General features: G+C 36.5%; 10 protein-coding genes and 1 other annotated feature. Of the genes, 2 read left to right on the forward strand and 8 right to left on the reverse strand.

What is annotated here, in order from left to right; translation table 11 throughout:
* Positions 1 to 531: 531 nt before the first annotated feature.
* From pepV to EJN90_RS13240, 3 genes are all read right to left on the reverse strand, one after another.
* Entirely contained in the window at positions 532 to 1,932 is a 1,401-nt protein-coding gene (gene pepV / locus EJN90_RS13230; RefSeq protein ID WP_126112031.1) for a dipeptidase PepV, read from the reverse strand.
* Positions 1,933 to 2,022: 90 nt separating this feature from the next.
* Positions 2,023 to 2,754: a pseudouridine synthase gene (locus tag EJN90_RS13235; RefSeq protein WP_126112033.1), complete on the reverse strand. Its 732-nt coding sequence runs from the start codon at positions 2,752 to 2,754 to the stop codon at positions 2,023 to 2,025.
* Between the two features lie 13 nt (positions 2,755 to 2,767).
* Positions 2,768 to 4,546 (reverse strand): putative polysaccharide biosynthesis protein, encoded by a 1,779-nt coding sequence (locus EJN90_RS13240; protein ID WP_126112035.1) that lies wholly within the window; start codon positions 4,544 to 4,546, stop codon positions 2,768 to 2,770.
* A 345-nt stretch (positions 4,547 to 4,891) separates the two neighbouring features.
* Here EJN90_RS13240 and EJN90_RS13245 point away from each other — a divergent pair, with 345 nt between their 5' ends.
* Positions 4,892 to 6,130: a LysM peptidoglycan-binding domain-containing protein gene (locus EJN90_RS13245; RefSeq protein WP_227872521.1), complete on the forward strand. Its 1,239-nt coding sequence runs from the start codon at positions 4,892 to 4,894 to the stop codon at positions 6,128 to 6,130.
* A 194-nt stretch (positions 6,131 to 6,324) separates the two neighbouring features.
* Here the strand turns inward: EJN90_RS13245 and leuS are convergent, their stop codons facing one another.
* Together leuS and EJN90_RS13255 are read right to left on the reverse strand one after the other, a co-directional pair.
* Complete coding sequence (leuS, locus tag EJN90_RS13250; RefSeq protein ID WP_126112037.1) at positions 6,325 to 8,739, reverse strand: leucine--tRNA ligase; 2,415 nt, start codon at positions 8,737 to 8,739, stop codon at positions 6,325 to 6,327.
* A gap of 228 nt (positions 8,740 to 8,967) precedes the next feature.
* Positions 8,968 to 9,172, reverse strand: a binding site (T-box leader).
* A gap of 46 nt (positions 9,173 to 9,218) precedes the next feature.
* Positions 9,219 to 11,465, reverse strand: a complete 2,247-nt coding sequence (locus tag EJN90_RS13255) for a LysM peptidoglycan-binding domain-containing protein (protein WP_126112039.1) — start codon at positions 11,463 to 11,465, stop codon at positions 9,219 to 9,221.
* A gap of 183 nt (positions 11,466 to 11,648) precedes the next feature.
* Between EJN90_RS13255 and EJN90_RS13260 the strand changes: the two genes are divergently transcribed.
* The gene (locus EJN90_RS13260; protein ID WP_126112041.1) at positions 11,649 to 12,215 is read left to right on the forward strand and encodes a tRNA (mnm(5)s(2)U34)-methyltransferase; all 567 of its coding nucleotides are present in this window, start codon (positions 11,649 to 11,651) and stop codon (positions 12,213 to 12,215) included.
* A gap of 88 nt (positions 12,216 to 12,303) precedes the next feature.
* On the opposite strand, the gene EJN90_RS13265 is transcribed toward EJN90_RS13260, so the two are convergent.
* The 3 genes from EJN90_RS13265 to EJN90_RS13275 are packed head-to-tail and all read right to left on the reverse strand — an operon-like array spanning position 12,304 to position 15,225.
* Complete coding sequence (locus tag EJN90_RS13265) at positions 12,304 to 13,161, reverse strand: sugar phosphate isomerase/epimerase family protein (protein WP_126112043.1); 858 nt, start codon at positions 13,159 to 13,161, stop codon at positions 12,304 to 12,306.
* Positions 13,162 to 13,177: 16 nt separating this feature from the next.
* Positions 13,178 to 14,356, reverse strand: coding sequence for a Gfo/Idh/MocA family protein (locus EJN90_RS13270; protein WP_126112045.1), 1,179 nt, complete (start codon positions 14,354 to 14,356; stop codon positions 13,178 to 13,180).
* A complete protein-coding gene (locus tag EJN90_RS13275; protein ID WP_126112047.1) occupies positions 14,356 to 15,225 on the reverse strand; it encodes an AraC family transcriptional regulator in 870 nt (289 codons plus the stop codon). Before EJN90_RS13275 ends, EJN90_RS13270 begins: the two co-directional genes overlap by 1 nt.
* Positions 15,226 to 15,381 lie beyond the last annotated feature (156 nt).

Below are 15,381 nucleotides of genomic sequence, written 5' to 3' on the forward strand. Positions count from 1 at the left end.
TAACATTAAAAAAATACTAGTCTGTAATAGATTTATGACATTTTGATTGCAAACCATCCTTCACACACAAGCAAACTATATAAAGTTTTTATGTCAATATAAACTGCTTTTTTTCGTAAATGATATAATATTTCAAATAAAATTTGTTAAATGAATAATTAGTAGTCTTAAATTGAATTTGTGAATGATTATAGTTATAATGTTCAATCTTTTCAATGTAATCTTTTTGTAATATTTGTAATTCTTATAAAGTGCTATAAAATAAACGATAGCCCTCTCTTATTAAGAGAAGGCTATCTAACTAATCAATATTCAATATTATAAAGCTTGTCAAACTGTTATTACTACTACTAATTTTTAATCATTTCTCATTTAAACGATGTATTCCCTAACCACTAATACATCCTTGCAGCCCCTTAGCTACGCCAGTGTGAATAAATTTCTTCAAAAAAACAAAAATCTCGTATATCAATATTTTTCATGTACTAAATAGTATAACACACCTTTGAGCTTATTGCTAGTGGGGAATAATTATTGCAACAATTGATAAATTGCATCGGCATAAATTGCCGTAGCACGGAATAAATCATCTAGAGCGAAGAATTCATTTGCTTGGTGCATAGTATCAATGCTGTCTGGGAATAATGCTCCATAAGCTACTCCTCGCTCCAGCAGACGGCCATATGTTCCTCCGCCAATGGAACGTTCTTTTCCTTTTAGACCTGTATGTTTTTCGTATACATCTAGTAATGTTTTTACCAATGAATCATCAGCTGGAACATAATGAGGTAACTTCCCAACGTTTTTCGCTATGGTTACTCCAAACTCACTTAAGACTGCCTCTGTTTTTATTTCTAATGCTTCTGCAGTAACTCCCACTGGATAACGGAAGTTCAATGCAATTGTTCCACCGTCTTCGGGTGTAAAAGTAAAGACTCCAGCATTCATTGTTAACTCACCCATTACTTCATCTGTATAAGCCAAGCCAAGTTTTTCTGCAGTATGTTCTAAATGAATATAATCATTGATCAAGCGGAAGAAGTTTGCTGCTTCTCCTCCAAATGAATATTGGTTCAAGAATACAGCTAAATAAGTTCCAGCGTTAATTCCACCTGCTGGATTCATGCCATGTGATGCTTTACCAACTAATTGAATGCTTACTTTATTGTCTTCTACTTCAATTGTTCCAGTAACTGGATTATTTTCAACGAATTCGAAAAAGTCTTTTTCAATTTTTTCAGCTTCTTCAGATGTAAAAATAGCTGTTGCATCTTGGGGCACCATGTTTTCACGCAGGCCAGCATCAAAGCTAACTAATCGATTTTTACCACCTTCATTATTGCCACGGAATTTCACGTACAGAGATTGATTTCCTTTTTCACCGTTAATGATCGGAAAGTCAGCATCGGGTGAAAAACCAAAAGCAGGAGTTTCTTCATTCGCTAAGTAGTGATCCATACATTGCCAACCACTCTCTTCATCTGTACCGATAATCATACGAACACGTTTAGAAATGGGCAGACCTAAATCACGAATAATTTTAATAGCATAGTAAGCTGCCATTGAAGGCCCTTTATCATCACTTGATCCGCGTGCATAGATACGTTCATTTTTGATTATAGGATCAAATGGATCTGTATCCCAGCCGCTGCCTGTTGGTACAACATCTACGTGCCCAAATACACCCATTAATTCTTCGCCTTCACCATATTCAATGTGTCCAGCTAAATTACCAACGTTTTTCGTAATAAATCCATCACGTTCTCCGATTGCTAAGAAAGCTTCTAATGCTTCTTTGGGTCCTGGTCCTACTGGCATTTCTGGCGTTGCTCTCGAATCATCTCGAATACTATCTACTTTTAAAATCGTAAACAGATCATCTAATAAATCTTGCTTTCTTTTTTCTACTTCATTTTTCCAATTGATTTCCATCCTAACACGTCCTTTTCGCTACTTGGCTCCAAGAAAGGAGCATTACTCTTCTATCTTATCATTTTTTGAAATTCTATTCAGTAATGTTTCCTAATTATTTGGTAAATGCTCTTTAAGACTTTGTAATTCTTCGTCCGTTAAATAACGATATTCTCCTCTTTTTAACGAAGGGTCTAGTTTTAGAGTTCCCATAGATAATCTCTTCAGATAGTTAACTTCTTTTCCTCTAGCTTTCACCATTCTCTTTACTTGATGGAATTTTCCTTCTTGAATCGTTATCAGTACCTCAGATTGATTTTGTTCGCTATCAGTTTTTTTTATTTCTAATTGCCCTGGCAAACATTTATAGCCATCTTCTAATAGGATGCTATTCTGAAAAGCGACTCTATCGTCATCATCCATTATCCCCTCTACGCGAGCGAAATAGACTTTTTTAACTTCTTTTTTTGGTGAAAGTAGAAAGTGTGCTAATTCGCCATCGTTTGTAAGAAGCAACAAACCTTCTGTATCCTTATCTAATCTTCCTACTGGAAATAAATCTAAGTGCTGATAATCATCACTAAGTAAATCAATGACTGTTTTTTGTTTAACATCTTCTGTTGCACTCAATACACCACTTGGCTTATGCAGCATAAGATAATGGAATTTTTGATAGTGTATTTTTTCTCCATCCATGGATACCTGATCTTTGTTTACATCAATTTTCAAATCGCCTTTTGTCTGGACTTTTTCATTCACAAAGATTTTTTTTTGTTTTAAAAGGAGTCTTACTTCTTTTCTGGAACCAAAGCCAGTATGAGATAAAAACTTGTCTAATCTCATCAACTTGAGCCTCCTATGATATTTTTAATTTTTTACGCAATCCGCTTACTCGGTCGCCGAGAACCCTATCAGCAATTCTTGTTTTTAAGGCCAAGTATAAGTATACTGTTCCCCCTGCTATCGCAACAACAAAAACTAATAATAACGCTGTGAATCTACGTTCGGATGATAAAAAGATACCAGCTACACGAAGAACGATATGAGCAATTGCAATCATCCAACCAGTTATCAATGCAATTACTCCTATACTATTCAGGGTACTATTTATATCAAATCGAACCAGCTGTTGAATCTTCCATACAGATAAAATTGTTGTAACTAAAAATCCCACACTCGTTGCATATAGAGCTCCAGAAGTTTCAAATAGATAAATGAATGGATATTGTGTCGCAATCTTCACTAAAAGACCAATTCCTAAATAAATAATTGCTGAGCGATGATCACCAAAAGACTGCAGAATAGATACTGCAATTGTAAATGCACCTAAGATAATACTCATTACACTTGCAATGGCTAGTAATTTCGCACCTAATGGGTTAAAATCGGTTATTCCATAAAATAGGCTGTAAATTGGTTTTGAAACAATCATCATGCCAAACGCGGATGGAAACATGACAAAGAAAAAGAGTTCAAAAACTTGCTTAATTTGTTTTCCAAGTTGTTTAAAGTCTTGTTTAATATAATTTTCCACTAACAGTGGAATTGATGTTGCAGACATACCTACTGCTAAAGAAATAATAATCATAATTAATTTGTCGGCATTAAAACTGAAGAGACTGTACAATTCGCCTATCAGATCTTTGTCAAATTCGGTTAGGTGTAACATAATCGGTTCAAAAGTAAATTGATCAATAAATTTACCAAAAGTAATTCCCGAACCAACAATAATAAATGGAATAGATTCTGCAACTAATTTCTTTATTGCACTGGTAATGTCAATCGATACTTCAATTGTGTCATTTTTTAATGCAGAACCATATTTTCGAATATGCTTTTGATAATACCACATCAACATTAGCAAAGAAGCAAAAGCACCGACAAAAGCAGCAAAAGTAGAATGAGCAACGGCAGTAGCAATCCGTCCGTCAATTACTTGCATAACAACATAAGTAGCTAGTAACATGTAAGCTACCCGAACAACTTGCTCGACTATATTTGTAATCGCAGAAGGGATCATATTTTGATAACCTTGAAAATATCCTCTGATTAAACTCATGACTGGCACAACCAATAATGCCGGTGCCAATGAACGAATAACTAATGTTTTATCTGCAACAGAAGCTCCCGGACTGTAGTGTGCAATTACTGGGGCAAGTAAAAACATTAAAAGACTACTCGCGACCCCTGTAAATAGCATAAAAATAAGGCTTTTTTTAAAGAGTTCTTGTCCGGCTTTATATTGTTTTTTCGCATTGTATTCTGCAATTTGCTTTGACATCGCAGATGGAAAACCTGCAGTCCCAACAGATAAAAAGAATTGATAGGGTGTATAACCAATGGAGAATAAAGCATTTCCTATTTGAGAACTTGCACCCATCATTGCATTCCATGGGATTATATACAAAGCTCCCAGTAACCGGGAAAAAATACTTCCGAAAGTCATCCAAAAAGTACCTTCTACCATTTTATCTTCAGAATCCCCAAGATTCTCCATGACACTTTCTTCTTCGGGACTATCCTCAGAAGGAACTGTGGTAATTTCCTCTAAATCTTCTATTTCAAACTTATCTTGTTTCAACTGATTTTGTTTTTCAGCTCTTTTTCTCTCAGCTCTTGTTTTATATTTCTGCATGTTTTTTACCTCGACCTATCATCTTTAATGTACATCTAAATTATTTTACCAAACTATTAAATGATTTCAATACAATGAATATTTGTGCTGCTTTTCCATTATAGCCTTCCTAAACAATTATTTCCATCTACTCAAAATGACACATAAGACATTAAAATGTTCATTATCGTTAAGGTTATGGTATAATAACAGTAGAATAACGGTCATCTATTTACCCTTCCGCCTCGTTTATCATCTTCTACCATCATACCTAGTCCTCTGTTGAACGAATATTTTTCTTTCTTGACATCTTATCGTCAACTTCAAGATCACACATGATGTTTTCTTAAAGAAAGAGGGATTAAAATGAATAACAGAGCTAAAAGAATGCGGAGAGCCTTCTTTTCTATTTTCCTGTCATTCCTTATGACGTTCCTTCTAATTGCACCAAGCGTTCATGCGGCTTCTTCTCAATTTATTATCAAAGGCAGTACTTCCGAAAAAATTGTTGCTTTAACATTTGATGATGGTTCAGATGGAACAAACTTTAATAAAATCTTAGATATTCTCACCAAGAATAATGTGAAAGCTACTTTCTTTTTAACAGGTGCAGGAGCAAATAACCATCCTCAAATAATTAAAAAAGCAGTCTCTTCCGGACATGATATTGGAAATCATTCTTTCGATCATCCGGATTTCACTACAATATCTACTTCTGAAATGACTAGCCAACTTTCCCGGACTGAGACTATCGTGAAGAATTTGACTAATAAAAGCACAAAACCATTTTTTAGAGCACCATATGGGGCAACCAATGCTTCTACACTAAGTACCGTAGGAAATGCTGGCTATACCTATACACTGCATTGGACGATTGATTCCATCGATTGGACCGGCAACAGTTCCACAGATATTACCAATCGTGTTCTCAATAATATTGTGCCTGGTTCTATTATTTTAATGCATACAGGTGCAGGTGCAAGTGGAACCCCATCAGCTTTAGAAAAAATTATTCCTTCCTTAAAGAATATGGGCTATCGTTTCGTTACAATTTCTCAATTGTTAGGTATCACTGGTAACCCAACATTACCGAACACAGGGCAAGCTACTTACACAGTACGTAGCGGCGATACACTTTATGCCATTGCCCTTCGTTTTAATTCGACTGTGCAACAATTGACTCAATTGAACAGTATCACAAATCCAAATCTGATTCGGGTCGGTCAAGTTCTAAAAGTTCCAGGTGGTTCTACTCCGACTACCCCAACTGCTCCTACAGCACCTACCACTACTTACACGGTAAAAAGCGGCGACACTCTCTATGCCATTGCCCTTCGTTATAACACTACCGTACAAAAGCTTGTTCAATTAAATAACATCGCCAATTCGAATCTCATCCGGGTTGGTCAAGTTCTCAAAATATCTAACAGTGGTGGTGGTAACTCTTCAACTCCACCTGCAACAACCACTTATACAGTAAAAAGTGGTGACACCCTATACGCCATTGCATTGCGCTACAATACCACTGTTCAACAACTCGTTTCTTGGAATAAAATCAGTAATCCAAATCTCATTCGCGTAGGACAACAATTACGAGTACGCTAAGAAAAGCGGACAAGTCCGCCTTGGCCTATGAAAAAATAGGAAATTTGACCCTGAATGAGCAGCGAAGCGCGCAATGGGGCAAATTTCCTATTTTTTCACTAGGTCAGGACTTGGGAGCTAGACATTGATGGCTGAACTTATAATCCCCTAGTCTATAAAAAAGGATGGACAATTTGTCCATCCTTTTTGCCGTCTTAATTTGCGACAATATTTACAAGTTTTCCAGGTACTGCAATTACTTTACGGATTGTTTTCCCTTCGAGCTCTTCTTTAATTTTTTCATGTTCCATTGCTACTTCTGTTAATTCTTCTTTTGTTAGAGAAGCTGCAACATTTGCTCGTGCTTTTAATTTTCCATTAATCTGGAAAATAACTTCAATTTCATCTTCTATTAGTTGGCTTTCATCATATTCTGGCCAAGAAATATAACTTAGACTTTCTTTGTTGCCAAGCTTTTCCCAGATTTCTTCAGCCAAATGAGGAGCAATAGGCGCAAGTAATTGAGTAAACCCTTCTACATATTGAATTGGCAACGCATCTACTTTATTTGCTTCATTCACAAAAATCATCATTTGCGAAATAGCTGTATTAAAATGAAGTTGCTCGTAATCTTCTGTTACTTTCTTCACAGTTTGATGATAGACCTTGTTTAGTTCTCCTGTGTTGACTTTCGTAACACGATCGCGGACTTCGCCTTCATCATCGATGAAAAGACGCCATACACGGTCTAGGAAGCGTCTGCTTGCTTCAATCCCCTTTTCACTCCAAGCGGTGCTTGCATCCAAAGGTCCCATAAACATTTCATAAAGTCGCAAAGTATCTGCACCGAATTCAGCGACAATGTCATCCGGATTCACTACATTTCCTTTTGATTTAGACATTTTTTCGTTGTTCTCACCTAGAATCATTCCTTGATTAAATAATTTTTGGAAAGGTTCTTTTGTTTTGACAATACCAATGTCATAAAGGAATTTATGCCAAAAGCGTGCATAAAGCAAATGAAGAACGGCATGCTCTGCTCCTCCGATATATAAGTCGACATTTTGCCAATAATCCATCGCTTCATCACTTGCAATAGCTTCTCTGTTCTTGGGATCCATAAATCTCAAGAAGTACCAAGAACTACCTGCCCACTGAGGCATAGTGTTTGTTTCTCGTCTTCCCTTCAGACCTGTTTCAGGATCCACAACATTTACCCATTCATCGATATTGGCAAGTGGTGATTCACCCGTACCACTCGGTTGAATTTTATCCGTTTTTGGCAGATTCAGCGGTAAGTCTTTTTCTGGAACAGTGGTAGTTGTGCCGTCTTCCCAATGAATAACTGGAATTGGTTCTCCCCAATAACGCTGACGAGAAAACAGCCAGTCACGCAAGCGATAGGAAATAACTGTCTCTCCGACTCCTTTATTCTCTAACCACTCGTTAATCGTGTTAATAGCAGTAGCTTTATCCATTCCATTTAGGAAATCTGAGTTGATATGAGCTCCATCTCCCGTATATGCTTCTTCTTCAACGTTTCCACCTTCTAAAACCGGAACGATTTCTAGTCCAAATTTAGATGCGAATTCATAATCACGTGTATCATGAGCAGGTACCGCCATAATTGAGCCGGTTCCGTAGGTTGAAAGAACATAATCCGAAATCCAAATCGGGATTTCTTTCCCATTTACAGGGTTTATGGCATAAGCACCAGTAAACACCCCTGTTTTATCTTTTGCTAGTTCTGTACGTTCTAAATCACTTTTTAGAGCAACTGAATCGATGTATGCTTCTACTTCTGCTCTTTGAGAGTCCGACATGATTTCTTGCACTAAAGGCAATTCAGGAGCCATTACTGTATAAGTTGCACCAAACAATGTATCCGGGCGCGTTGTAAATACTGTAAACTCTTTATCAGTATCCTTAATTTTAAAAGTAACGTTTGAACCTTCTGAACGACCGATCCAATTGCGTTGCATTTCTTTTATGCTATCCGGCCAATCTACTAATTCTAGATCATCCAATAGACGTTCTGCATATGCTGTAATCTTCAACATCCATTGGCGCATTGGTTTGCGATACACAGGATGTCCCCCACGTTCACTTACTCCATCTACTACTTCTTCATTAGCCAACACGGTTCCTAATGCAGGACACCAGTTAACGGAAACTTCTGCCTCATAAGCGAGACCTTTTTCATAAAGCTTTGTAAAAATCCATTGTGTCCATTTGTAATAATCAGGATCCGTTGTATTGATTTCTCTTGTCCAGTCATAACTGAAACCTAGAGATTTAATTTGGCGCTTAAAGGTTTTAATATTATGAGCGGTAAATTCTGCTGGATCATTACCAGTATCGAGTGCGTATTGTTCTGCTGGCAAACCAAATGCATCCCATCCCATGGGATGAAGGACGTTATAGCCTTGTGACCTTTTCATTCTCGCTAGAATATCAGTTGCGGTATACCCTTCAGGGTGCCCAACATGTAAGCCTTGACCCGAAGGATAGGGAAACATATCCAAAATATAATACTTTGGTTTTTCCGTGTTTTTTTCTGTTTTGAAAGTCTGGTGATGATCCCAATATTTTTGCCATTTTTTTTCAATCGTTTGATGATTGTAAGACATTTTCTTTGCTCCTTTTATAAAGATATTAAAAACGTAGAATAAGAAAAGCGGACAAGTCCGCCTTGACCTATGAAAAAATAGGAAATTTGACCCTGAATGAGCAGCGAAGCGCGCAATGGGCCAAATTTATCTTTTTTTCACTAGGTCAGGACTTGGGAGCTAGACATTGATGGCTGAACTTATAATCCCCTAGTCTATAAAAAAGCCTATAGAAATCCCTTGGGAAATCTATAGGACGATTTTATCGTGGTACCACCTATTATTTTAGAATAGCTATTCTCTTCTCATACCGCTAACGAGGTGAACCGACAATACTTACTTTATTCAGTATTGCAACTGAAAGGTGAGTTCAAGTATAGAAAACGTGCATTTCCACCAACCATGCACTCTCTAGCGAATCTTCCACTCTACTAATCCTTCTCAACGTTTTTCATTTTATTTACCGTATTCTAACAAATATATCCAATTATTTCAATAAGCTACTTTACTTTAAGCGCTTGTCCTGGATAAATTGTTGTGCTGTTAACATTATTCCATTCCATCAACTGTGTAAGACTTACCCCATTATCTTTAGCAATTGAATAAAGTGTGTCACCTTTTTGAACCTGATAAGTGTTTATTTGGACAGGCGCTTCTTTTTCTACAACAATTGCAGCTGAGCCAATTTGCAAGCTTTGTCCTACAAAAATAATATCAGAAGACAATTGGTTCCATTCCTTCATTTGGTTTACTGAAACCCCTGCTTTTGTTGCTATTTGGTATAAGGTATCTCCTTTTTGAACAGTGTACTGTTTACCATTTATAACGTTTGTTTCTTCCACGGGTTTTTCCTGTACAGGAGTCGTTTTCTTCGTATTGAGAACTTGTCCTGGGAAAATAATATCGGAAGACAGTCCGTTGATTGCTTTCAGTTCCGATATAGCTAGGCCAGTTTTCGTAGCCAGCTTATACAAAGTATCACCTGACGCTACTGTAATTGTAGTAGCAGTTGTCGTACTTGCCTGGGTGTTTGTATTTGTTTCTGTTACGGGTTTTTCCTGTACGGAAGTTGTTTTTTTCGTATTGAGAACTTGCCCTGGGAAAATATTATCAGAAGTCAAACCATTGATTGCTTTCAGTTCGGATACTGAAATACCTATTTTTGTCGCAAGCTTATACAAAGTATCGCCAGTTGCTACTGTAATAGTAGTAGCAGTTGCCGTGCTTGTTTGATTATTTGTATTTGCCAATGGCTTTTCAACCTGCACATTGGTAGATAACTTTAAAATTTGTCCAATAAAAATATTATCGGAAGATAATTTATTCCACTCTTTAACTTGATTAACCGAAACTCCAGCGTTCAGCGCGATACGATACAAGGTATCTCCTTTTTGAACGGTGTAATCTTTTCCCGTTGTAACAGGAGTTTCTGTTGCTGGTTCTTCCTCTACAGAACTTGTCTTTTTCGTATTGAGAACTTGCCCCGGGAAAATATTATCAGAAGTCAAACCGTTGATTGCTTTTAGTTCGGATACTGAGATACCTACTTTTGTGGCGATTCGATATAAGGTGTCCCCGTTGACAACTTTCACTGATTGAACAGATAAGTTATTATTGGTTTGATTCCCTGTATTTGTTTCCGGTGCTGGTTTTTCAGTTTGAGCACTTGCAGAAACCTTGATTGTTTGTCCCAGTTGAACCATATCATTTGATAAATTATTCCAGCTCTTTATTTGAGCAACTGTCACATTGTATTTCTGGCTGATAGACCACAGTGTATCGCCCGATTTTACTTGATATGTTTGATTCGCTGTTCCTGATTGGTTTGGTGTAGTGTTACCCGCTCCAGGCACTGTTTCTTGTGGAGTTGAAGTAGTACCGACAACTAATTTCATTCCAGGATAAATATTTGAGCTATTTAATTTATTCCATGTCATCAAGTCAACAACGCTTGTATCATGATTTGCTGCAATTCGATATAAAGTATCACCTGATTTAACAGTGTAGGTTTGTCCACTTGTATTGTTTGATTCTGTATTCTTATCATCCGTTTGAGCAGGCGGTGTAGACGATCCAGGTGTATCATAAGCCGTCAAGCCATGCTCTTCGATAATACGATTTAATTTAGTATTATAAGCAGTATCTGTCGCATACTTACCAGTTAGATAGGATGTCGCATCCTTATAAGTTTTCGCATTGCTTTTCCAAGCTCCGCTATAGAAGTTTGAATCCCAACTTGTTCCATTTTTCAATAATTGTGCATAATCTTCCAATGATTCTGTATAAGAAGGATATTTACGGAATTCTGCTTTTATATTGTAATATTCTTGATTTCCATTATCCTCCAAGGTGTCTTTTACCACCGATTCTCCTTCATAATTTCCTTTGATGCCAAACAAATTATAATTGGGTGCAGCAGCTAATCCACTTTGTCCCCAACCACTTTCAAGCACAGCCTGTGCCAACATTACCGATGCATATAAGTCATTTTTTGCTGCAATGCTTGATGCAGGAGCAATAATGGAATTGAGAAATGGATTATCAGAGTATTTTTTAGTTTCAGGTTGATTAGCAGAATCTTTGTCTTTTGCCATCACTTGTTGAATAGGCATAGCAATTGTTGAAACAAGGACAGAAGCACCCATTAAAGCAAACCCTTTTTTAATCTTACGGGTTGAATTCAGTATTTTCTTTTGTACATCTTTTGTTCTTTTTATGGAATGCAGCTGCTTTCTAGAGATATCCAAATATACCACTCCTATCAAAAATTAGAAAATTATCATATTAATTCCATTATAGATTGTTTTGTCAATTCGTTTACGGTTTTCTATGAATTGTTATAAAAGTAATCAAATTGTAACAAATGTATTTTCAGTTATCCACTTGCCTCCTGTATGTTATGATAATAAAAAAAATCGAGGTGTTTCTTTATGCTTAAAAATGCAGTTAGTTTTAGTCATGATTTATTAAAACAAACCATTGTACCAGGAGATTTGGTAATAGATGCTACAGTTGGTAATGGAAATGATACCATTTTGCTAGCTCAATTAACGGGCTCCAGAGGTACTGTTATCGGTTTTGATATCCAAGCATCTGCCATAGAAAAAACGAGGCAGAAATTACTGCTGACCGGTTTAGGCGAACGAGTCACTCTTCATCAAGTCGGTCATGAAAATGCAGAAAGTTATCTCCCAAAAAATAAAGAAATCGGTGCTATTATTTATAATCTGGGATATCTTCCAGGTGGAGATAAAAGTATTACAACTTTGAAAGATTCCACTATTAAAAGTATAGTAAGTCTGCTTCCACATTTGAGGATTGGAAGTCTTTTAATCATTGTAATCTATAGTGGCCATCCAGCAGGTACCGAAGAGAAAGATGCTCTTCTGCAATTTTCAGAACAATTGGATCAAAAAGAATTCTCTGTTCTTCGTTATCAATTTATCAATCAAAAAAATGAACCTCCCTTTATCATTGCAATCGAAAGAAGGAAGTGATCATTCCTCTACCCATACTAAAAAATAGAGCGGCAAAAATAAATGAAGTAGGAGATAGTCGGATGAGCCGCCTATCCCCTACTTCATTTTAGAATAATTCTGTATAACCTAATTCAACTAAATGTTCATAGGAAATTTTTAGACTTTCAAATGGATCAACTCCGTAAGTATCATCTTGCTCTACTAATAAATAGCGTACTCCAGACGAAAGGGACTCTTCAATTATTTCTTTCAACGGAAGCGTTCCTGATCCAAGTTCGGCAAATTCGATTAGATTATTAAATTTGTCCATAAATTTGCTAGCATCACCTTGGAACAATGCATCCACTGATTCTTGTGGCAATTCGCCGACACGGTAATCTTTCAAATGAATCAATTCTACTTTCCCTTTATAGTCACGAATTACTTCTAACGGATTAGCTCCACCACGTTGAATCCAATGCACATCCAGTTCAAATCCAAGTAATGGTGCTTTTTCGCGAATAATGTCTAATAAGAATTTACCATCGTATTTACGAAATTCCACATGGTGGTTATGATAATACAGTGTGATACCATCTTCTTTTAATTTTTTTGTAACGTCATTTACTTTTTCGCAAAATTCTAAAACCTTATCAAGGCTCGCCATTGCAGGGATAGGCAACATTCCAATACGTAAAAGGTCTGCATCCACTGCTTTACAGTCTGCGACGATTTTGTCGTAATGAGTTGTTAATGATTCTCCATCCTTTGTCTGTGGTTCTAAAGAAGCACTCATTGCAGCGATTTCCATATCGAAATCCTTGCATGCTTTTTGAATTGCTTCAATATTTTCCGGGCTTGTTTCTACTTGTGAAATCTCAACTGATTTATAACCAATCTCAGACAATTTTTTCATTGTCTCATAGACACCTAGCTCTTGAAATTGCTGTTTTACTGTTGAACCTTGTACACCTATTTTTGCCATCTTTCTGTTTCCTCCTTTATGCTTTTGTTTCAAATTTTCCTTCTTCAACGATACGCTTGTTTAGCTCGTCTAAATAAAGATCTTTGTCATGGTTGTAATCCACTTCTTTGTCTAACCATGAGGACAAATGTATCGAATTTGCCAATCGAACGCCATTAATTCCATCTTCTCCTGGCGCCAATAGTTCTTCACCATTTACAATGTGATTTGCGAAGTTATTTAAGACATCAATATGTTGTTGCCCCATAACCGTTTCAAATTCTTCAACTGTCTCTTCAACATAATCAGACATATTCATTTGTCCCATGAATAGTTTTACGACGTCCTCCATGGACATTGTTTCTGACAGCTCTTCTTCAGCTTTAACTAATTTTTTAACGGTTAGTCGTTTGGAATCTTCTACAACGATTTTTCCTTTTGAACCAAAAATTTCAAAACGATCTGTTCCAATCATATCGTGGGTACATGTGATGAAGGATCCCGTTACACCATTCCCAAAATCTAGTAGTGCATTCACTTCATTCTCTACGGCAATATCTCTTCCTGCACCGTATTGTAATTTTGCAGTTACTTTTTCTGGTTTTCCACAAATCCATTGTAGCAAATCAAGTTGGTGAGGAGCTTGATTGACAAGAACGCCTCCACCTTCTCCTCCCCATGTCGCACGCCAATTACTCTGATTGTAATATCCTTGAGGTCTCCACCAAGTAGTTATGATCCAGGTTGCACGTTGTAAATCACCAATTTCTTTATTGTCCATTAGTTCTTTAACGCGACGGTATAACGGATTTGTACGTTGGTTAAAGAAAATAGCAAAAGTTGTGTCAGAGTATTCTTTGGATGCTGCGATCAAGCGCTCTACTTCTTTTGTATAAACGCCTACTGGCTTTTCACCTAATAAATGGATACCGTATTTTAATGCATCCATCCCCATTTTTACATGCTCATAGTGAGGAACTGTTGTAACGATTGCATTTACGACACCCGACTCAAGCATATCTAAATAATTATCAAAGAAAGGTAATTCTGGAAAGTCCTGGGCTACTTTTTCTTTTTTTGCAGGATCGTTATCACAAATTGCAGCTAACTCAATGACGTTTTGATCCAATCTCTCATCATTTTTTGCAAAAAAGCCAGCATACATTCCGCCTTCTGCACCATATCCAATAATCCCTAATTTAACTTTTTCTGTCATTACAATTCTCCTTCGTTAATAATATTATATTGTTGTTTTCGATATTCACTTGGCGAGACACCCATATTACGTTTGAAAAAACGGCTAAAATGAGCTTCGCTTTCGAATCCATTTTCCTGTGAAATAATCTTTATTCGTTCATCTGGTTCTTGAATTAACTGGTTACGAGCTTTTGATAAACGATATTGCATCAAGTAAGTCATAATGGTATGTCCCGTTACCTCTTTAAAAACATGAGACATATACGATTTACTTAAATTTACTGCAGAAGAAACATCATCAATACTAATCGGTCGGCTATAGTTTTTGAATAAAAAATTTGATATTTTCTCTGCAATTTCTGTTTTCTCATCTCGAAATGTTTGGTCTTTTCGAATAATATAATCGGTGGATATCGAAATTTGAATTAGTAGTTGGACAACAGCTAATCTCTTTTGTACATCATTTAAATGATTATCCCCTAATACAATTAAAGTACAAATTTCCTTCATCATATTCTCAATAATCGCTTCATCGCGCTTTTTAAAAATTCGAATAAGGCCATTGCGATTTTCAGTAAACAACTCTAATAAATGTTCCACCTTCAAATCTTGCAATAAAGGTTGTATCCATTCCGCATCAAATCTCAAGACACTTCTTTCATATTCCTGGGGGTCTCCCGATACATATGCTTTGTGGATAATCGTCCCGTCCAGCATTAATAAATTACCAGGTTGAAGATAGAAAAATTGATTTCCTACTAAAAATCGGCAATTCCCTCCGTGAAGTAATACCAGTTCATATTCTTTGTGTGTATGGAAATCTAACGAATAAGTAACTCCTCTTTCTCGGATTGTTGCGACAACAACCTCCTCTTGTTCTTCAAACACTACAATCCCCCTTCTCTACTATTTATTCCATTATAGATAATAACCGCTTTCATAGCCATGACCCTTTGTGTTTTATTTTTCTTTTCATTGACTAGAAAGGCTGAAGCAGTTAATAGATGATGTTTTTATTATTTTTTGACATTCATTCAATAGCTT

Source organism: Jeotgalibaca ciconiae (genome assembly GCF_003955755.1).
Lineage (GTDB): Bacteria > Bacillota > Bacilli > Lactobacillales > Aerococcaceae > Jeotgalibaca > Jeotgalibaca ciconiae.